The organism is Bacteroides sp. 3_1_23, assembly GCF_000162555.1.
Taxonomy (GTDB): domain Bacteria; phylum Bacteroidota; class Bacteroidia; order Bacteroidales; family Bacteroidaceae; genus Bacteroides; species Bacteroides ovatus.
The window spans coordinates 1595788-1612139 of sequence record NZ_GG774949.1 but is presented as its reverse complement, the minus strand read 5'-3'; the positions used below and the strand labels follow the sequence as shown (position 1 = coordinate 1612139).

Sequence of the window (16352 nt, the reverse complement as noted above, 5' to 3'; positions counted from 1 at the left end):
TATCATAAGCATATAGACATGTGTCACGCTAAATGGGGGCTGTTTTATAAGTAACACAACTTTCATTTATACAAGAACCTTGCGTTTAACAACTATCCGACAATTACGCCGGCATCTACGGTTTTATAAACCTATATTCCGGCGTATTCTGGATGTTAGTATCAGACTTTTAAAGAAATGTGTCAAAGGTTTGAGTATAAAATCAAAAGTAAACATTATGAAAAATATTTATCAAGAATCAATACAGGCTGTAGAGAACGGAACCAAGTTTAAAGTAGATTTTAAAACACGAAGTTTCAAACTTAATGGCCAATATATTATACAGAATTCGCAGTATGAGGGAGACTTAGGTGTGGAATTATGCGCTTCTCTTGATGAGTTTCTGTCTAATGTAGAGCATTTATATACTCGATATAAACATTCTATCCCATCAACAATGAGTGAATGTAAAAGCCGAAAATACTTTAAGGCTTTGTCTGATAAAGATTTAGAGGATGAAGACATGTTGTTTGGAGTTGGTCGAGATATAGCACAAGTCGAATTGGAATTATACATTCTCTGTCAAATAATATTGGGTATAGGTTGGGACGCTAATAAAATGGGTAAATGGTTTTGGCAAAGCAACAAAGACAGAGATTTAGTAATTCTCAAAAACTGGATTACAGTAGAGAAATAAATAATCAGACTAAAAATTAAATTATTAATAAGTTATGAAACAATTAAAATTTGAATGTCCTGAGTGTGGTACCGAGTTTACGCTTACAGCTAATCAAACCAAAGCTAAGGAGCGTATTGAAGCTTTAAAGAAAGCTGGTGTTGATGTTAGTGAGCTTTTTGCAATGCAAAGTGCAGATGGTTTGGAGTTTATAGCTTCAAAAAGAGATGGTGTCATTAATATCTTGAAAGAAGATGATCCAATTTTCCAAGCTATTGTGATTCAAGGCACAATTCCTAATCGCCAATTATTCAGACGTTGGGTAATGGCACAGATGTTCCGCATAATTTATATAGCCACCCATACCCACGGTGCTTATAAACCGATTGGAGTTTCAGAGGTGATTCGTAGTATGGGATATGAATATCAGTGGAAGATGCTAAATAACGAGTTGTACGCCCAGCACAAAATGATGCAGAATGCTGATGTTGATAATTTCAGAGATCGAAATCGATGGTTTAATAAAAGAGTGGTATTAGATATGGCAAAAGACTATATCGAGAAACTCAAAAAGAGATTTGAAGAGTTGAAATTAAGAAAGTGTAAAGGGCTACCATATAAACGTATCAATGGTCAAAACATATTCGTAGATGATTTTGATAGAAAAATAATTAAGCCATTGTTATTTGCAGTACATAAAATACAACATGCCGAAAACACTTATGAACTTTGGCATTCGGTGCAGGAGTTCAATAAAAGGCGTATCAAAATGCATTGGGATATTCCTCAAAATGCAGCATGGCTAGATGCTTACAAAGGATCTGGAGCGTTCTTTACGATGCAGAACATGATTCGTTTTCATAATTGTGTTATCATTGACGACAATGGAAAAACATTAAGTAAAAACGCATCCCTTGCCTTTTTGAATAAGAAGGCAAAGTTGTACGAGAATAGAGAAGGTTGGCGTTTGATTGGTATGTTGAAGAAAATGCTGGATGACAACAACATTGATGTGGTTGCTAAAATGAAGGAATGGCGTAAATAACTTAATCAGGGCAGTTTTCATAAACCAGTTTAGGTGCATTTCCTCTGGTTTATGAAAATAAAATTAGAAAGATTGATTATGAGAAACGATATAATATTCAAACGTTCCGTCCAATTTCGGGACGAAAATAAAAACAGTTGGACTGTAGATTTTGAGGTTTATAAGGAAGAATCTACTCGTATAAACCGTGAAACATTGCAAAAATTTAAACAAAGTTTCAGTGTTTCGGTATGTGGGGCTGGAGGTATGGGTGTCGGGCAATGCTACGATCATATAATTCCCCGTACAGAAGGACAAAAGAAACTTCTGGAATTTTGGAACAAATATCATCTAGGTGGTATGTCTGGCGGTACGATTCGTCAAGATGAATATTTAAACGGCGAGCAATATGTTAACGACTACAATTACTTTGTGGAGTTGTTTAAAACATATAATGAGCATTACCGTGAACAGTTTGATGATATTTCTTTTCAGATTCTTGTTAAGAATTTTAACATTAGTGACGCGGCTATAATACAGGTGAGAAATGTGCTTTATGAGAAAATGAGGAATAATCCCATTCAATATATCCTTGGATTGTCAAACCAATACTTCCATACATCTTCAGACTACAACGTGAAATGTTTCTTTCTTGCTATAAAAGGCTTATATGTAGATAATGGATATAAATATGGTAATGGTTGGTTATACAGTCCGCTTCCAGATAATATTGAAGAGATCATAAATAATATTTGTGACCTTGTTGAAGAAGAAGAAACTGCGTTAACAGAAGAACTGGAAGCAGTTTTTGACATGGGTGAAAAAGGGTTTGTTGCCACAGAAGAAATTATCCAGCAAGTAATGGATTTACGTGAATGTGACGAAGATGAAGCAAAACGCTTCGTAGCTTTGGGAGTACATTTGGGATGTACATTCGGTGATTTGAATGATACATTTGAAGAATGTTCCTATGGTGAACAACTATACTGTGCAAATGGTATTGATTATTATATTGGCACGGAAGATGAACTGACCAATATAGCTAGTGATAGAGTACATAATGATGATGAATACGCGTATTTATGGCGTGAAGCTGTGGCGGCTCAAAGAACTACTGATTCGTTGAGTGATTGGTTGGATTCAATCATAAGTGAGGATGGTTGGTGCTCGGTACTTAATTCTTGGGATGGACGGTATGAAGAATATAAGATTGCTGAGGAATATATTTGTGTTTGTAGGTCATAAATTGTCATGGAATACATGCCTGTTACGGACAAGGTGAAATCAGTGGCAATAAACGATGATTAATATGGGACATAAAAAGACGATTGATTATTGGAGACACCCAACCAAAAGGGAAATCAAGTTCGGTGAGGGAGCTATTCATTGGTTAACAGTGGATATTGAGAAAGTTCAGAAGTCGGACGGAAGTTTGAAGAAATGGTTTATTCATACAGACGGACTAAGGTACAATCGACCATAGTTAAAGTGATGTCTGTAAAGCAAAGGCTGTTCTAACAAAATAGAGCAGCCTTTTGTGTTAAACAATGGTTAAAGTGGACAACTATTCACACCATATAAAACTATAAAATCTATTCACATTAAAACAGTAACAAATATGCCATTGAGAATTGAGAATATCAAGTTGGCAGGAACCAAATTTGATGGTCGCGCTAAGTTGTCACCAGAACAACGCCAGGCTATTCAGATTTTGGCCCGTGAAGGATATAGCCAAAGAAGACTGGCCGCTATGTTCAATGTTAGTAAGCGGCTTATACAATCTATACTATCTCCTCCTGTTCGCAAGCACTCTAAACAATATCCAACAGAATATTGGACAGAGTTAAAACGGAAGTATCGAAAAAAGAAAATTGATTTATATAAAAATGGAAAGATCAAGTTTAATAACAAGTTGAAAAATAAATGAAACGCAAGCGTATCAAGTATGTAGCTAACATTGATTTTGGCTATCGTTCAATTACTGATGCAAAGCAACATATAAAAATATTCTTGAAATCGCTTCTTTCGCAAATAGGTTTACACCCAGGAATAGACTATATCGTAACAGCTAATCATTTGCGAATTAGACATGTGAAAAATATTACAGGAAAAATAACCACCACACTTAAAGAGATATTCCCAGTATTCAATTTTTATTGGAAGACTCCAAGGCTATTGGTGTGGTTCTAAAATCAATATTAATAATAATTTACAAGTATGGAAAAGTATTCTATTTCGGTTTTAGGAGCCGACAAGAAACAGTATGAAATCGCAGATTTCAGAGCAAGAGGTATGAATTATACTAATGCTATTGGCATTATCGTAACAACAGAATTTATGAGCCGTATTTTGGCGTTTGACACTTGGCAAGAACAATGGGGAAATACTGATAGGATCTTAACGGAAGAGCAGAATGAATCCGTTGCTATGCAAACTTTCTCCGGATTTGATCTAACCAAACGTATTGTAGAAGCACAAACTGATATTGATGGAATGACTGCCGCCAAACGCTGCTGGAACTATCAAAAAGGTGGCCTCCAGTGGTATTTGCCTTGTTTGATGGAGCTAGGAGTGCTTTGCGCATATCATGATGAGATAAACAAAGCAATGAAAGAAATTGGATGTCCCGATGAATGTTTACTTCCTACAGAAGATTCTGATGAAACCTGGGTTTGGAGTAGCAGTGAGAACAGTCAGGGCAACAGCTGGTACGTGGTCTTTAGTAATGGCGGCTTCGGCACCTACAACAAGTACAGCAGTAACATGGTGAGAGCGGTTGCAGCATTTCAGCCTTCGCCGAGCCTGTTGACAGGCGAGGCAAAAAGTAACGATTGTCTGCATAGTGACGAAGCTCTTATAAACATGTTACGTGAACGTGGTTATAAAGGCGAATTGACTAAGACCTTGACTATTTAATATTATCGCCACCCATATTTGATATGGTATGGGTGGCAGAATATTTTTGACACATGGAAACATTTAAAAAGATTATAAGACAATATGCACAAAGCGAAGTGTGTATGGGAGAATTGTTAGCTAATATTTCGGCAGATGGCATGTCTATTGAAGATGCTTTTGAATTGTATATAAAAGCTATGAACTATGCTGAAAAAGATGAATTTTATCAATTAGCTGACGGAGAAGTGAAACTATTAACAGCTAAGAGTGAAGATGACAAACAACCTTTAAAACAATTGTTAGATTCGCTAAATATGTCCTAATATATAAAATTGAACATGAATAAATACTATTTTATAAATATTGGTGCTGAAGTAATATGGCACCCTGAAAATAGTGACGAGCAGAAAGTTATGCAAATATGCACCTCGGTTTCTTATCCTGTTGAAAATGACACATTAGTTTCTCTAATTTTTTCTGATAAAAAAGGGAGTGTAAAAGTAAAGGCCGACGAATTAACTCCAAAATTGACTGACTTCAATCAAGGGTACTGGTGCGCACTTCAAGATGCAATAAGTAATGGTGCCTCTGATATGGTTATTCAGGAAATGCTACGCAGTGCCGGATTTACATACTGGGAATGTTACTGGCATATACAAAATTCTGATTTTCAGTCAGAAAAAATATGGTCGATTATTCGTGGGATGTTTTGCCAAAATCCAGATTATATTGATTGGAATGGTGCTGATTATCCAATAAAAACGGTAGTAATCTTTGAAAATACTCCTGATGAAGAAAAGGTGACTGTATCTGTAGAACGGTTAGCGCGACAATTATTAGATGATATGGGTAATTGGAGTACACGAGAAGCAGAATTTGTAGATGAACAGATTTATTTCTATCTGGATGAAGATACCTTTAATATGCCTGATGAAGATATTGTAGAATACTTGGAAAAACAATGAAATTACTTTATATAGATTTATTTTGTGGTGCCGGTGGAACCAGCACAGGGGTAGAAAAAGCCCGTTTAGAGAATGAACAATGTGCTAAGGTAATAGCATGTGTAAATCATGATAAAAATGCGATTGCAAGTCATGCTGCTAATCATCCGGACGCTCTTCATTTTACAGAAGATATTCGTACACTAAATTTATCTCCTTTAGTTTCCCATCTACAAAAATGCAGAGCTGAATACCCTGAAGCATTGATAGTTTTATGGGCTTCGTTGGAATGTACTAATTTCTCGAAAGCTAAAGGTGGTCAACCACGAGATGCAGATAGTAGAACACTTGCAGAGCACTTGTTTCGGTATATTGAGGCTATTAACCCAGACTATATTCAAATTGAGAATGTAGAAGAGTTTATGTCATGGGGAGATTTGGATGAGTACGGTAAACCCATTAGTCGTGATAAAGGTAAATCTTATTTGAGATGGCTGGATAACGTAAGGTCTTATGGCTACAAATTTGAACATAAAATATTAAATTCAGCAGACTATGGAGCTTACACTTCTAGAAAGAGATTTTTCGGAATATTTGCGAAAGGGAGTTTACCTATTGTTTTTCCGGAGCAAACCCATTCTAAAAAGCCAGACCCAAAATTAAAGAACTGGAAGGCAGTACGAGAAGTGTTAGACTTTGATGATGAAGGAAAAAGTATTTTTGGTCGGAAAACACCTTTAGTAGATTCTTCTTTATTAAGAATTTATGCAGGACTTATTAAGTTTGTAGCAGGTGGAAAAGATGCCTTCATGGTTAAGTATAACTCAATGAGTAAAGCTGGAAAGTACAATGCTCCGGGAGTTGAGGATCCATGTCCAGTAATATCTACTCAAAATCGACTTGGTGTTGCTTGCATAAACCGTTTAAATATTCTAACCGGAAAAGCATTTATTTCTGTTCATTATGGAAATGGATTTTGTAAATCTGTAGATGAACCAGCACCAACCGTAACAACAAAAGACCGATTTTCATTAATTTCTTCTGTGTTTATTGACCAACAATACGGAAACAGTAAGCCTTCTTCACTGGATAAACCACTAGGCTGTATTACTGTTAATCCCAAATATAGCCTTGTAAGCTGTAAACCTTGGATTTTAGATACAAATTTTAAGAATGTTGGCACAAGTATAAATCAACCGGCACCAGTAATTACCGCAAACCGTAAATGGCATTACTTGATGAATCCTCAATTTAATTCTGCTGGCGGATCTGTAGATAAACCTTGTTTTACGTTAATCGCTAGAATGGATAAGATGCCGCCATATTTGATTGAAGCATCTGGAGAGGGAGAGCTACCTGGCTTTATTAAGATGTTTCCAGAAGGATTGGTATATGAGATATATGACACAGATAGTGATGTAATGAAGAAAATAAAGGAATTCATGGCCATGTATGGAATTTCCGACATAAAAATGAGAATGCTAACGATTCCAGAGTTGAAACGTATTATGGGATTCCCAGAAGATTATATGCTAATAGGAACAAAAGCAGAACAGAAAAAGTATATAGGAAACGCCGTAGAAGTTAATATGGCACGAGTTCTTTGTGAGGCATTATGTAAAATATTAGTAACAACGCAACGTAAGGTTGCGTAATTTAACAACAATAATATGGAAAATTTAAAATTTAATGTTGGGGATAATGTGAAAATTGTCTCTAATGATTTGCAACCGGCAATGGTTGGTAAAATTGGTCGAATAAAGAAAGTGTATCCGTCATTTTCTGAAGATTCAGATAACAATATTCAGCCTTCTTACTTTTATCGCGTTGAAGTTGGAGGAGCTGTTTTAAAGGGAATTGCAGCAAGCAGTGATCTGGAAAAAGTATAGAAAAAATGATATGAAAAAATACCGAGTGACGATTGACCTGGATGCTTTTGAAATAGTGGTTTCGGCTAATAATAAAGCCGAAGCCAAAAGAAAAGCTATCGAGAGACTTCAAAGAAAGAAGATCACTTCCCTGATTCGTAAATCTTGGCCTGACAACAAGAAAGAGGTGTATGTTGATGAGAAGTAATTTGAAAATCAAAAGGAGATATGAGCAAAGATAATATTACAGAATCTGTGAATACCTGGGATAATTTCTATCAAAGTCGTGTCTGTAACGACAGTTATGTGAATGTGTTTTGTAAAAAATACAACCGTTTTATAGAAGAAATAATTATCAATATACAACAAATATCCTACGACCTGAAAGCTCCCCTTATCTTAAAAGAGGAAGGATGTGGAATAGGTACTGTAAGCCTTGCTATTTCGCAAATAGGAGAGAGGTTGTTTAATTCTTTTGGATTGACAGGTGTTTCTGATACAAAGAAAATTTCAAAAGTTATCTTCTCGGACATCAATATTCCTATGTTGGAGCTATGTTACAAGAACACACTCTCAATATCTACGGATAATTACTTAGGAAAAGTCCCATTGTTTTATGTTAAAGAGAATATTTGTGAACCTAAGTTTTTTGAATCATCTACAGTAGTGGTAACACATGGGGTCTTGGAACACTTTTCAGACACAGATATAACAAGAATCGTGTCAACATATAACAATGATAAGGTTTTGTTTCAAGCTCATTATGTTCCAACTTGTCAATACGCATCTCCTTCTTTTGGAGACGAACGTTTGCTGCCTATAGATTACTGGATTATATTAGTAAAACCGGATTATTATCTTCTTGATAATGATGGTAAAGATTTGTATATGTTTAAAACTAAACCGGCACCGACAAGAAGATAAGAGAGTCTATAAATGATAAATTTTGAGAACATGGCAACTAATGTTAATAATGTGGAAAGATTAAGAAGCTATTTTCTTTCTCACAAACAAAGGGAAAATATTATCAATGTATGTAGAGCACGCCCAAATTGGGACGGTTGTGACTATTGCGACTTATATTCAGGTTCAGGGCTTCCATGTTGGAAGCAAGATGATAAACATAATTGTTGCAAATTAGAGGAAGTCAAAACAAAAAACAAGGAGGATAAATGAATGTACTTGAACATTATGTAACCGAGATTATCGGTGAGCCATATTATGATGATTATGGTAGTGGAAATTATCATTGGTGGCTGAAAGTGAGAGCTTTATGCTATGGAAGTGAGTGTGAAACAACTTTAATGTTTGATAGTAAAGAAGAAGCTTTTGCTATCAAAAAGGGTTATATGTTCTTATCTTAATATGAAGGTAACTTGCGTACAAGACATCTACAGATGTGATACTTGTAAATCTGCATCAGACGAATACGGAAGGGGTTGTAAGCACGGGTTATTATTCCCGCTACTTCTCGTTATGAGAAATTGCCGTCAATGCGAAAACTATGAGTTTGATCCAGAAAAGGTCAAGCTCCATTTACAGAGAAAAGAGAAAAAGGAAAAGATCTAAAAAAGTGGTTGTTCGGAATTTTTAAATAACTTATAAACATATAGTTATGAGTAAGAAGAAAAAAGTAGATGACCGTAAGCAGCTTTTAATACGGTATAAAATAGACGAAAAAGGGTGTGTGTCTTTTATAGACCCTTGTTGCGATGATATTCCAGTTCGCCTTTTCGGTAAGATAATGGAAGCTATATCAAATGTAGAACAAGAATGGAATTGTAGAATTGCTAATAAGGTCAACTCTCTTCCGCCTAATATTACAATCGAAAAACCAACACTCAAATAAGAACAGGAATGAAGAAAACGGTCAAGATTTCAACTCTGAAAGAAGGTGATGCTTTCATCCATAAGGGTGTGTTGTATGAAGTCTGGCAGAAAAACACTTGGAATACTCGTTGTAGGTATTTGAATGATAAATATCGTTATGGCGATTGGTGGAAGTATCTTTATTGTGACTTTAGTAATTATACAAAAGTCGAAATATGAAGACATTGGTGTTTCAAGAGATTTAGAGCACTATGTGAAGGTATTTAATGAATTGATTGACTAATAACAAAGAAAGAAACATTATGGAAAGATATTATAAAACAATTAGAGACTCTAAAACAGGATTAAAGATTAAGGCTTTATTAGATAAGGCTGATGAGTTTGACAAGCAGGTAGCAGTTCTCCGTGAAAAATACGGATTTGGTAAGACATGGACTTCTTCATTTTATTACAGAAGTTTGGATATCGTTGAATTTACAGAAGAACCGGACATGGCTAATTGGAAAAGGATGAAAGATGTGCATAATGGCTATTATCCGCGTGCTCGTTGCAAAAATAAGGAGATATTGCAGGACTTCACCGACATAAATAAGAATACAATAAGACGTGACGAATTGGACTCAATTATAGGGAACGAAGGTGTTTTTAATCATGCTGGATTTGATTTTACTATTCCTGATATTTATGTTTTCATTGTGGAAAGTGATTGGAAATGTAAATTACCTAAAGATTGCGAGGAGATAACCAATGTTGAATACAACAAGTTAATATCAAAGTGATTTGGCGTATAACAAGATAGAAATGAAGATAAGAATAGGAAAATCTTTTGATGAAGAGACAAATGAAGTCTTTTATCAGCTACAATTTAAATTGGATGGAGAACGGACCTATAACGCATATTCTTATGATGTTTTTAAAGAAGAATCTGACGCAAAAGAAGCTCTTAAAAAACATCTAAATGGTGAACGTGAATACACTTATTTTGTGAGTGCTGAAAAAGTTAAAAGAACAATCAAAGGGAACCGCGTAGATGTGAAAAAAGTATTAGCATTTCATGTTATGTCAGCTAAGTCAGATTTACCCGGTTCTCATATTTGGGTGAAAATTAACTAATAAAAAAAATATATATGAACTTAAGAAAAATTCGTTTTTGGAGTACCGAACAACAACTTATGTTATATACAAAAGTGTCTTGTGTTTCTGCATTTGGACATTATTTAAATGTCCCTCAAATGCCTGGGTTTTCAGATATAGATACTACACCTCGTCCTGAACGGTATATACCAATGGTTTTTACAGGAAAAACGGACTGTGATGATAAAGAGATTTGGGAAGGGGATTTAATCGCTTTAGATTTCCCTATGTTTACAGGGGGTGCTTCCGGAAAAATTATCAAATGTGTTGTTGTTTATGACGAAACAGAAGCAATGTTTGGATTGAAACCACTTGAAGTTAAAGATAATTCTGCAACAGTTCCATTTATAGGACTTAAAAAAGAGATCAAAGTTCTAGGAAATGTGTATGAGAATAGTGAATTGATAAATTCTTAACAATTAATATATGATAAATATAAACTAAATTATGGACGAGATAGAAAAGCTATATGAAAAAATCCTTGATAACGAGGATTGGGAAATGGAAGACTTGGATAAATTGCTGGAGCTTGCAAGAGCAGAGGGCTATACGTGTGGGAAACTGTATTCCAAAGGATTGCTTAGAGAGTGTTATAATACCCTTAGTAATTCTACTGGATTGGATGGGGTAAAAGTAACTACTGAAAGCTCATTGACGAGAAGGCTGAGAGAGGCTATTGACGAATAACAAAAACATGAACTGGCAAAGCGAAAGCTATGCGTAATACACATGATTATGAAGTTCTGTGATTTACCGATTGAAACCCAACAACGATTGAATTGCGAACGATTGAATTTACATAATCGTTCAATCAATAGTGCATACGAGGTGTTGTTGTATAATCAACCTGGTACTCGTTATTTTCATGCAAGACGTCATCAAAATTCGTGGTATGATGATAAAGGTAACTATATGCCGTTTGGAGGTGGTTCTGAATGGACGCTGCAATATGGATGTATAGGTTTCTCTCGTAAGAAGCAAGTAATGGGTTACGATTATGAATTATGTCGTGGCAAGACCTATTCTAAATCTGCAAATGGGACAATTATTCCAGCTTCTGTAAAAACAAAGAAGGAAGTTTTGAGTATAGCAAAAGCGATTGGAATATTGAAAACATTGGTTTAATTAAAGTTGATATACAATATGGGTAAAACAAAAATTAATGAAATAAAGAAGTGTGTACAATGTCCGCATTGTATAATTCTTCCGGACCCAGATCCGTATGATTGGTTTTGTGACGATGACGTAAAACTCTTTTGTGAAAAATTAAAAAGGACAGTAGCCGCTGCGCTTCGACCCTACGAAAGTGATGAAGTTGATATTCCCAGTGATTGTCCTCTAGTATAAAATATAATAATAAGAGATATGAACGAAACATTGGAACAACAAATTAAACGTCTGGAATTCTGTCGTGATTGTATTGACCAGTCTTATAAAGCTGGGAGAGATGAATACAATCGCCTTGAACGGATGATTGAAGAATTGAAAGAACAACTAAAATCTACTGATTATGTATGTAGCAAGAGACAAAGACGGTGATTTGTACCTTTTTCTAACACGACCCGTAAAGGATGATGGATTGAATACTTGGCTATCGGAAGATTATTTCCGTAATTGGATAAAGCTTGATCCTTCCCGATTTCCCGAAGTAAAATGGGAAGATGAAGAGTCGACAGAAGTTGAATTAGTAAAGAAGGAGAAAGTATGAGTTATGATTTTTTAGGAGACATAGATCGAATAGGTATGGATGCCTACAAACAAGGTGAAGAAGATGCCAAGAAAAGAGCTATAGAAATTCTGGCTTCTGTTTTAGAGAATTGGGTACATGGTGGTGATGCAGACTGTATCATTGCCGAATTTGAAGAAGAACTAATGAAAAAATAATAACGATATGGCACAGTTTATAACACAAGTTGCAACAAGCATAGAGCAGTCGCAACAATTAATAGAGTTAGGTGTAAAACCTGAAACAGCAGATTTGGTATATCGCCGTACAAAATCAAAAACTGATTCGTTGGAATGGAAACTACAATTATGTCCGCCATCACTGGAAGACATAGACAACAATGACATTCCAGCATGGAGCTTGGTCCGGTTACTTGAACTGCTTCCTTATGAGATTCCTTGCGACCGACCAAATGTTCTTCACCATCCAGAACTGATTAAGTATGAGGCTGGATATAACTTCTCCGTATGTAGATATACCGTAGATTGTTTTGCTGGTACTCCTATCGAGAACAGCCCTTTTGATAGTTGTGTGTCTATGATTAAGTGGCTTATCTCAAAGGGGTATTTTAGCAAAGAATATTTGCTATGAGAAGAATGCCGTTTACTCTTATGGATGATCCATGCTATCATCCATTCTGCAAGTTCCCGGAAGAATATTACTGGAGGATGCCTTTATGGAAAGACAGGGACAAGGTTAATTCACGTACATTTTTAGGATGGTGTATGCGAGTAATAGAAAAGGTGTACTTAGCAATGCAAACAGAGCCAACCATTCTACGAACTCCTCCTTCTTTGATAAACCGGTATGTACCTCCGACACCAGAGCATCTTTATTCAATGCAGATAATAATTCCTTCTCGACCTCTTGCCTATGACGTTCAAGAAGAATTGCGTAGTTGTATAGAGTTACGCCAGCTGTACTCACACCAATGGTCAACACGACTATCAGACAAAGAAATACCACGCGGGTACATAGCGGTTCTTGAAAATTATCATGGAGGGAAACTAATATCCCGTATAGGCTTGCGCTGGTTACGAGTACACCCTGCCAAAATTCTGATCTTTTCTGAAAAGCTTTAAAAGACAGTTTACTGTTTTCTTTGTGGTTGTCTTCGTAATATTTATTAGGTGTTTTGTACATGATAAAAATATTTATTTCAAATAATAGTAGCCAACATGATATTCATTATCATAGTTGGCTACAAATTTAATAATAATGTGTATAATCGAATATAATCGTATTTAAATAAATGAACAAAGAAAGGAAAGGTAGATTCAACGATGTTATTAGTTCCCTGGAAGAAGCGAAGGGAGAACTGGAGGACATCTTAAATGAAGAACAAGACTCTTACGATTCTCTCCCAGATGGCTTACAAATGTCTTCCAGAGGAGAAAAGATGCAGGACTATATCGGCTTGATGGAGGACTGTATAAACAAGATAGATGAGGTCGTTGGGTTTGTGGAAGAGAAAATAATAAGAAAAAAATAAGTATTATTTGTGTATATCAAATGCATTGCTTATTTTTGTTGTGGTATTAATTATAAGAATATGAATAGACAAGAATTTTGCCAAATAATTGTAGATATACGAAAGCAATCTACCATTAAAATGAAAGATATTTGTTTTCAAATGGGGGTTATGCCTACTGCTATATATCGTTTAGAAAAAGGAAGTAGCAATTTTGAAATGGGGAATATGATGTCGTATATTAAAGCACTACAGCATATTCTTGTAATTGAGAACGGCCAACATTCATATCGTACAAATGATGCACAAGAATTAGGAAGTATATTAGCATTAATTCGTAAAGAAAAAGCGATTTCACAGAGAGCTTTGGCCGAAAAAGCAGGGTATTCTCACCTTACAATTGCGAATATTGAAAGAAAAACAACTACTATTAGTATAGACACATTACTTAAAACAGTAGATGTCTTGGGATATACAATTAATATCGAAAAACAATAATTGCTATGGTTGCGTTTATTTGTGTTATTATTTGGATTATAGTAACGCCTTGCATTGCTGTTATATGTGGGTTGCCTTTAAAAAAAGAAAAAAGTCAACGTATTTCGTGGAAAAGATATAGTACATGTATGTTATTAGTGTCTGTATTTACTTTTTTTCTTTTGTATATGTATGACGAACATTATGAATTGCTATATAAGTTTTTCTTAGCTATTGGGGTAATTGGTGTCGTTATTTATGCTTTTGGTATAGCTTTCGCAAAACGTAGAACAAAATAGTTTCTTTTTCTGACATGGTTATGATATTACCGTTTTTTCCCACTTTCAAACGCACTGTAAAGAACTAATTTATTAATAATTTTGCGAGGTTTTGCTTGTTCTTTGCAGGAGTTGCAGAGGTATATATAACGCTCATCTAAGTTATATATCCATCCATTTTTATGTACCTTGTCACATATAGAGCATATAAATTGGTCATTTGTGCGAAATCCTCTTTTTGCATGGATTAATAAACGGATTTCTTTTATATTTTTATGACGTAAAATTATTTTTGGATCTTTGGGTTGTTTAAGAGCAGCCTTTTCCCTTGCAATACGAGATCTTTCAAAACAATCAGCTAATTCCAACATTTCGCGTTGTATAGTAGTATAATTTGAATAGTGTTTCTGTTTACTATTTTGCCCTTTTTTATTTTTTGATTTTGAGTTTCTCATAATAACGATTATTTAATACAAAAATAATCATTATTTATGAAAACAAGAAATGAGTATAGTAGATAATAATTAAAATATATCTATTTCATACCATTATAAACTAATTTTATTGGAATGTTTAAGATAAATGCTGCAACAAATTTGTAACTAAAAAATAAATTATTACCTTTACCAGACAAATTGAAAATGATTTTGTATATCGAACAATCCAGTTAATTATGTCAGTCAGTGTATTTACTAGTGTTTTTATGAAGTATTGCAGCTCATTGATTAATAAAATAGAACTGCAAAATCAAATAGAAGCAATATATCTTACAATGTATGGGATATATGACAATATATCGAAATCGTCTTTTGAATCTGCCAAACAATGTATTAGGTCACTTCAAGGTGGATTAAATTATAATGCAAAAATATTAGATGCGATTTCTCATTTAAGATTATCGTACAATATATCTAAGAATATATTCTATCAAACGCGGAAAGTAAAATTTCTGATGTTTACAATAGATGATAGTCAGTGGGTTGTGTTTGATCCGGATAAACGTTTGGCAATACGTAAGTCATTAGCAGAAATCGCAGCGTTAATTGCTTTTCTTTACCATACGATAGGTGAAAGTCAGAATTTTACTGAATGGAAAAATATTGCTGTTAAAGACTATGAATATACATTGGATAGTAAGGAAATTTATAATGCAGACTATTATAAAAATAGTCATCCCCAATATGTAAAAGAAGCATATAGAGATGGAGGATATATTGGAGATGGCTTTTATGGAAGAGAAAAATATTATGAGTTCACAGATTTAGGGCATGAGTATATAAATAAATTAATAAAAGAAGATGTCGCAGAATTTGTGCGAGCCATAACAAATAAAAAATTACTCTGAATTGTAACTTGTCATTTTAGTATTCATAATAAAATAAGCTATGTATCCACACGATAATATTTTTAGTATTTATTACAATATAGGGAAACGAACTCCATTCTTGGTTAAACGATGTGAGTTAGGATTAGCACGTTCATCCAGCGAGGAAAGACGTATTGACCCAAATCAAGATAGAACCTTCTTAGTCGAAACTGTAAAGCCGCGTGGCAAATATGGTAAGGCTTATGGCAAGTGTTTTGTAAATGGTAAGCCTGATGATACATATAGGCAAGAATGTTATCCAAATATCAAAGACGAAGAAATCCCTTGCGCTGGATGTGGAGAATGGGTTTTGATTGATGTTCCTGGTGTATCGCTTGATGAAATATTTCCCATTCATAAAGCGGATGAGATACTTATGTTTGGTAAATATAAGGGTAAAACTTATGGCGACATTTATAAGATAGATTATCAATATCTTCATTGGCTAGAAAAAATAGACAGGTTTTTCAAAGTTGATTTTGAGGAGCTTAAACAATTATATCCAGATGTCGAAAAACAGGAAGATGTATCTATTGCAGACAAGGTAATTGATTTTGGAAAATATAAAGGACAAAAGTTTCGTGACATTAAAGATGATATTTCTTATCTTGAATGGCTTGTCTCAATAGACAAAATATCTATTGAAGATTTTGAGTTGTTGACCACGATATAACCAATTAA

At 34.6% G+C, this 16352-nt stretch carries 31 protein-coding genes; 29 read left to right on the top strand and 2 right to left on the bottom strand.

Translation table 11 applies throughout. The features are described from left to right. Positions 1-217: 217 nt before the first annotated feature. From HMPREF9010_RS18065 to HMPREF9010_RS18170, 25 genes are all read left to right on the top strand, one after another. Entirely contained in the window at positions 218-676 is a 459-nt protein-coding gene (locus tag HMPREF9010_RS18065) for a hypothetical protein (RefSeq protein WP_008647758.1), read from the top strand. A gap of 34 nt (positions 677-710) precedes the next feature. Continuing rightward, on the top strand, positions 711-1700 hold the full coding sequence (locus tag HMPREF9010_RS18070; protein WP_008647756.1) for a hypothetical protein: 990 nt from the start codon (positions 711-713) through the stop codon (positions 1698-1700). 78 nt (positions 1701-1778) lie between these two features. Then, positions 1779-2924, top strand: a complete 1146-nt coding sequence (locus HMPREF9010_RS18075; protein WP_225684264.1) for a hypothetical protein — start codon at positions 1779-1781, stop codon at positions 2922-2924. 64 nt (positions 2925-2988) lie between these two features. Then, positions 2989-3162, top strand: a complete 174-nt coding sequence (locus tag HMPREF9010_RS18080) for a hypothetical protein (RefSeq protein WP_008647752.1) — start codon at positions 2989-2991, stop codon at positions 3160-3162. Positions 3163-3297: 135 nt separating this feature from the next. Next, positions 3298-3606 (top strand): helix-turn-helix domain-containing protein, encoded by a 309-nt coding sequence (locus HMPREF9010_RS18085; protein WP_008647750.1) that lies wholly within the window; start codon positions 3298-3300, stop codon positions 3604-3606. Next, complete coding sequence (locus HMPREF9010_RS0124155) at positions 3603-3869, top strand: hypothetical protein (protein ID WP_032852485.1); 267 nt, start codon at positions 3603-3605, stop codon at positions 3867-3869. The genes HMPREF9010_RS18085 and HMPREF9010_RS0124155 overlap by 4 nt, the downstream gene beginning before the upstream one ends. A 27-nt stretch (positions 3870-3896) precedes the next feature. Next, positions 3897-4595 (top strand): DUF1566 domain-containing protein, encoded by a 699-nt coding sequence (locus HMPREF9010_RS18090; RefSeq protein ID WP_008647748.1) that lies wholly within the window; start codon positions 3897-3899, stop codon positions 4593-4595. 53 nt (positions 4596-4648) lie between these two features. Beyond that, a complete protein-coding gene (locus HMPREF9010_RS18095) occupies positions 4649-4900 on the top strand; it encodes a hypothetical protein (protein WP_008647747.1) in 252 nt (83 codons plus the stop codon). 15 nt (positions 4901-4915) lie between these two features. Next, on the top strand, positions 4916-5542 hold the full coding sequence (locus HMPREF9010_RS18100) for a hypothetical protein (RefSeq protein ID WP_008647745.1): 627 nt from the start codon (positions 4916-4918) through the stop codon (positions 5540-5542). Beyond that, complete coding sequence (locus HMPREF9010_RS18105; protein ID WP_008647743.1) at positions 5539-7176, top strand: DNA cytosine methyltransferase; 1638 nt, start codon at positions 5539-5541, stop codon at positions 7174-7176. Before HMPREF9010_RS18100 ends, HMPREF9010_RS18105 begins: the two co-directional genes overlap by 4 nt. A gap of 15 nt (positions 7177-7191) precedes the next feature. After that, positions 7192-7410, top strand: coding sequence for a hypothetical protein (locus HMPREF9010_RS18110; protein ID WP_008647741.1), 219 nt, complete (start codon positions 7192-7194; stop codon positions 7408-7410). Between the two features lie 10 nt (positions 7411-7420). After that, positions 7421-7597 (top strand): hypothetical protein, encoded by a 177-nt coding sequence (locus HMPREF9010_RS26305; protein ID WP_168166729.1) that lies wholly within the window; start codon positions 7421-7423, stop codon positions 7595-7597. Positions 7598-7617: 20 nt separating this feature from the next. Then, complete coding sequence (locus HMPREF9010_RS18115) at positions 7618-8313, top strand: class I SAM-dependent methyltransferase (protein ID WP_008647739.1); 696 nt, start codon at positions 7618-7620, stop codon at positions 8311-8313. Positions 8314-8561: 248 nt separating this feature from the next. Further along, positions 8562-8753 carry a hypothetical protein gene (locus tag HMPREF9010_RS26090; RefSeq protein ID WP_008647738.1) on the top strand — a complete coding sequence of 64 codons (192 nt, stop codon included), beginning with the start codon at positions 8562-8564 and terminating at the stop codon, positions 8751-8753. Between the two features lie 251 nt (positions 8754-9004). Beyond that, on the top strand, positions 9005-9238 hold the full coding sequence (locus HMPREF9010_RS18125; RefSeq protein ID WP_008647733.1) for a hypothetical protein: 234 nt from the start codon (positions 9005-9007) through the stop codon (positions 9236-9238). Positions 9239-9246: 8 nt separating this feature from the next. After that, on the top strand, positions 9247-9438 hold the full coding sequence (locus tag HMPREF9010_RS18130) for a hypothetical protein (protein WP_008647732.1): 192 nt from the start codon (positions 9247-9249) through the stop codon (positions 9436-9438). Positions 9439-9521: 83 nt separating this feature from the next. Further along, positions 9522-9998 carry a hypothetical protein gene (locus tag HMPREF9010_RS18135; RefSeq protein ID WP_008647730.1) on the top strand — a complete coding sequence of 159 codons (477 nt, stop codon included), beginning with the start codon at positions 9522-9524 and terminating at the stop codon, positions 9996-9998. A gap of 22 nt (positions 9999-10020) precedes the next feature. Beyond that, complete coding sequence (locus HMPREF9010_RS18140; protein WP_157453721.1) at positions 10021-10332, top strand: hypothetical protein; 312 nt, start codon at positions 10021-10023, stop codon at positions 10330-10332. Positions 10333-10346: 14 nt separating this feature from the next. Continuing rightward, entirely contained in the window at positions 10347-10769 is a 423-nt protein-coding gene (locus tag HMPREF9010_RS18145; protein ID WP_008647727.1) for a YopX family protein, read from the top strand. Between the two features lie 31 nt (positions 10770-10800). Beyond that, positions 10801-11040, top strand: coding sequence for a hypothetical protein (locus HMPREF9010_RS18150; RefSeq protein ID WP_008647724.1), 240 nt, complete (start codon positions 10801-10803; stop codon positions 11038-11040). A gap of 48 nt (positions 11041-11088) precedes the next feature. After that, complete coding sequence (locus HMPREF9010_RS18155) at positions 11089-11478, top strand: hypothetical protein (RefSeq protein WP_032852610.1); 390 nt, start codon at positions 11089-11091, stop codon at positions 11476-11478. Between the two features lie 240 nt (positions 11479-11718). Next, a complete protein-coding gene (locus HMPREF9010_RS26300) occupies positions 11719-11892 on the top strand; it encodes a hypothetical protein (RefSeq protein ID WP_008647721.1) in 174 nt (57 codons plus the stop codon). After that, the gene (locus HMPREF9010_RS18160) at positions 11864-12061 is read left to right on the top strand and encodes a hypothetical protein (protein WP_008647719.1); all 198 of its coding nucleotides are present in this window, start codon (positions 11864-11866) and stop codon (positions 12059-12061) included. Before HMPREF9010_RS26300 ends, HMPREF9010_RS18160 begins: the two co-directional genes overlap by 29 nt. Next, a complete protein-coding gene (locus HMPREF9010_RS18165) occupies positions 12058-12237 on the top strand; it encodes a hypothetical protein (RefSeq protein ID WP_008647718.1) in 180 nt (59 codons plus the stop codon). The genes HMPREF9010_RS18160 and HMPREF9010_RS18165 overlap by 4 nt, the downstream gene beginning before the upstream one ends. Before the next feature lie 7 nt (positions 12238-12244). After that, positions 12245-12670, top strand: coding sequence for a hypothetical protein (locus tag HMPREF9010_RS18170; RefSeq protein ID WP_008647716.1), 426 nt, complete (start codon positions 12245-12247; stop codon positions 12668-12670). Between the two features lie 105 nt (positions 12671-12775). Here the strand turns inward: HMPREF9010_RS18170 and HMPREF9010_RS18175 are convergent, their stop codons facing one another. Then, on the bottom strand, positions 12776-13222 hold the full coding sequence (locus tag HMPREF9010_RS18175) for a hypothetical protein (RefSeq protein WP_008647714.1): 447 nt from the start codon (positions 13220-13222) through the stop codon (positions 12776-12778). Between the two features lie 109 nt (positions 13223-13331). On the opposite strand from HMPREF9010_RS18175, the gene HMPREF9010_RS18180 reads away from it, so the two are divergent. Both HMPREF9010_RS18180 and HMPREF9010_RS18185 read left to right on the top strand, forming a co-directional pair. Further along, positions 13332-13571: a hypothetical protein gene (locus HMPREF9010_RS18180; protein WP_008647713.1), complete on the top strand. Its 240-nt coding sequence runs from the start codon at positions 13332-13334 to the stop codon at positions 13569-13571. A gap of 60 nt (positions 13572-13631) precedes the next feature. Then, positions 13632-14048, top strand: coding sequence for a helix-turn-helix domain-containing protein (locus HMPREF9010_RS18185; RefSeq protein ID WP_008647712.1), 417 nt, complete (start codon positions 13632-13634; stop codon positions 14046-14048). 304 nt (positions 14049-14352) lie between these two features. On the opposite strand, the gene HMPREF9010_RS18195 is transcribed toward HMPREF9010_RS18185, so the two are convergent. Next, positions 14353-14760: a hypothetical protein gene (locus tag HMPREF9010_RS18195; protein WP_008647710.1), complete on the bottom strand. Its 408-nt coding sequence runs from the start codon at positions 14758-14760 to the stop codon at positions 14353-14355. A gap of 218 nt (positions 14761-14978) precedes the next feature. Between HMPREF9010_RS18195 and HMPREF9010_RS18200 the strand changes: the two genes are divergently transcribed. Together HMPREF9010_RS18200 and HMPREF9010_RS18205 are read left to right on the top strand one after the other, a co-directional pair. Continuing rightward, positions 14979-15650 (top strand): hypothetical protein, encoded by a 672-nt coding sequence (locus tag HMPREF9010_RS18200; RefSeq protein WP_008647709.1) that lies wholly within the window; start codon positions 14979-14981, stop codon positions 15648-15650. 40 nt (positions 15651-15690) lie between these two features. Continuing rightward, complete coding sequence (locus tag HMPREF9010_RS18205; RefSeq protein ID WP_008647708.1) at positions 15691-16344, top strand: hypothetical protein; 654 nt, start codon at positions 15691-15693, stop codon at positions 16342-16344. The last annotated feature ends 8 nt before the right edge of the window (positions 16345-16352 follow it).

Coding starts and splice junctions, on each gene's coding strand:
- HMPREF9010_RS18205 (WP_008647708.1), top strand. CDS start 15,691: ATGTATCCACACGATAATATTTTTAGTATTTATTACAATATAGGGAAA.
- HMPREF9010_RS18140 (WP_157453721.1), top strand. CDS start 10,021: ATGAAGATAAGAATAGGAAAATCTTTTGATGAAGAGACAAATGAAGTC.
- HMPREF9010_RS18070 (WP_008647756.1), top strand. CDS start 711: ATGAAACAATTAAAATTTGAATGTCCTGAGTGTGGTACCGAGTTTACG.
- HMPREF9010_RS18090 (WP_008647748.1), top strand. CDS start 3,897: ATGGAAAAGTATTCTATTTCGGTTTTAGGAGCCGACAAGAAACAGTAT.
- HMPREF9010_RS18185 (WP_008647712.1), top strand. CDS start 13,632: ATGAATAGACAAGAATTTTGCCAAATAATTGTAGATATACGAAAGCAA.
- HMPREF9010_RS18105 (WP_008647743.1), top strand. CDS start 5,539: ATGAAATTACTTTATATAGATTTATTTTGTGGTGCCGGTGGAACCAGC.
- HMPREF9010_RS18175 (WP_008647714.1), bottom strand. CDS start 13,222: ATGTACAAAACACCTAATAAATATTACGAAGACAACCACAAAGAAAAC.
- HMPREF9010_RS18200 (WP_008647709.1), top strand. CDS start 14,979: ATGTCAGTCAGTGTATTTACTAGTGTTTTTATGAAGTATTGCAGCTCA.
- HMPREF9010_RS18125 (WP_008647733.1), top strand. CDS start 9,005: ATGAGTAAGAAGAAAAAAGTAGATGACCGTAAGCAGCTTTTAATACGG.
- HMPREF9010_RS18145 (WP_008647727.1), top strand. CDS start 10,347: ATGAACTTAAGAAAAATTCGTTTTTGGAGTACCGAACAACAACTTATG.
- HMPREF9010_RS18130 (WP_008647732.1), top strand. CDS start 9,247: ATGAAGAAAACGGTCAAGATTTCAACTCTGAAAGAAGGTGATGCTTTC.
- HMPREF9010_RS26090 (WP_008647738.1), top strand. CDS start 8,562: ATGAATGTACTTGAACATTATGTAACCGAGATTATCGGTGAGCCATAT.
- HMPREF9010_RS26305 (WP_168166729.1), top strand. CDS start 7,421: ATGAAAAAATACCGAGTGACGATTGACCTGGATGCTTTTGAAATAGTG.
- HMPREF9010_RS18110 (WP_008647741.1), top strand. CDS start 7,192: ATGGAAAATTTAAAATTTAATGTTGGGGATAATGTGAAAATTGTCTCT.
- HMPREF9010_RS18195 (WP_008647710.1), bottom strand. CDS start 14,760: ATGAGAAACTCAAAATCAAAAAATAAAAAAGGGCAAAATAGTAAACAG.
- HMPREF9010_RS0124155 (WP_032852485.1), top strand. CDS start 3,603: ATGAAACGCAAGCGTATCAAGTATGTAGCTAACATTGATTTTGGCTAT.
- HMPREF9010_RS18150 (WP_008647724.1), top strand. CDS start 10,801: ATGGACGAGATAGAAAAGCTATATGAAAAAATCCTTGATAACGAGGAT.
- HMPREF9010_RS18100 (WP_008647745.1), top strand. CDS start 4,916: ATGAATAAATACTATTTTATAAATATTGGTGCTGAAGTAATATGGCAC.
- HMPREF9010_RS18165 (WP_008647718.1), top strand. CDS start 12,058: ATGAGTTATGATTTTTTAGGAGACATAGATCGAATAGGTATGGATGCC.
- HMPREF9010_RS18075 (WP_225684264.1), top strand. CDS start 1,779: ATGAGAAACGATATAATATTCAAACGTTCCGTCCAATTTCGGGACGAA.
- HMPREF9010_RS18155 (WP_032852610.1), top strand. CDS start 11,089: ATGAAGTTCTGTGATTTACCGATTGAAACCCAACAACGATTGAATTGC.
- HMPREF9010_RS18180 (WP_008647713.1), top strand. CDS start 13,332: ATGAACAAAGAAAGGAAAGGTAGATTCAACGATGTTATTAGTTCCCTG.
- HMPREF9010_RS18065 (WP_008647758.1), top strand. CDS start 218: ATGAAAAATATTTATCAAGAATCAATACAGGCTGTAGAGAACGGAACC.
- HMPREF9010_RS26300 (WP_008647721.1), top strand. CDS start 11,719: ATGAACGAAACATTGGAACAACAAATTAAACGTCTGGAATTCTGTCGT.
- HMPREF9010_RS18080 (WP_008647752.1), top strand. CDS start 2,989: ATGGGACATAAAAAGACGATTGATTATTGGAGACACCCAACCAAAAGG.
- HMPREF9010_RS18135 (WP_008647730.1), top strand. CDS start 9,522: ATGGAAAGATATTATAAAACAATTAGAGACTCTAAAACAGGATTAAAG.
- HMPREF9010_RS18115 (WP_008647739.1), top strand. CDS start 7,618: ATGAGCAAAGATAATATTACAGAATCTGTGAATACCTGGGATAATTTC.
- HMPREF9010_RS18160 (WP_008647719.1), top strand. CDS start 11,864: ATGTATGTAGCAAGAGACAAAGACGGTGATTTGTACCTTTTTCTAACA.
- HMPREF9010_RS18170 (WP_008647716.1), top strand. CDS start 12,245: ATGGCACAGTTTATAACACAAGTTGCAACAAGCATAGAGCAGTCGCAA.
- HMPREF9010_RS18095 (WP_008647747.1), top strand. CDS start 4,649: ATGGAAACATTTAAAAAGATTATAAGACAATATGCACAAAGCGAAGTG.
- HMPREF9010_RS18085 (WP_008647750.1), top strand. CDS start 3,298: ATGCCATTGAGAATTGAGAATATCAAGTTGGCAGGAACCAAATTTGAT.